Genomic DNA, 389 nt, shown 5'->3' with positions numbered 1-389 from the left:
TTGGCGGCCAGCGCCGCGCGCTGATCGGCACCCGACAAGGGCGGCTGTAGCAGGTCCTGCTGGACCAGTTGCGCCAGGGCCGCCTCGCGCGGCAGGCCCGCGTCGCCGGGGGTCAGCTCGCGCGCAACATTGGCGCCCGGCGGCGTGTCGGGGGCCACCACCGCGCGGGTCACCAGAAGCGGGTTCAGCGCGGCACGGAAATCCAGGCCGACGTCGCCCGCCATCTCCTCGATCGCGGCGACGCGGGCGGCGCTGTCGGGGTCGTGCTGGATGGTCAGCAGGCGTTCCAGCCGCGCCTTGCGCGCCGCCAGCACGGGGTCGGGATCGTCCAAGGCCGCGCGCAGCAGCGGCAGCTGGTCGGGTGCCGCGCCGCGTTCCAGCGACTGCAG

General features: G+C 75.6%; 1 pseudogene. It reads right to left on the bottom strand.

Annotation, left to right across the window (positions count from 1 at the left end):
• Positions 1 to 389: pseudogene (locus TW83_RS21145) on the bottom strand (urea ABC transporter permease subunit UrtB); the annotation flags it as partial.

This window comes from Paracoccus sp. S4493, from assembly GCF_000967735.1.
GTDB lineage: Bacteria > Pseudomonadota > Alphaproteobacteria > Rhodobacterales > Rhodobacteraceae > Paracoccus > Paracoccus marcusii.
This window is presented reverse-complemented; position numbering and strand designations above follow the sequence as displayed.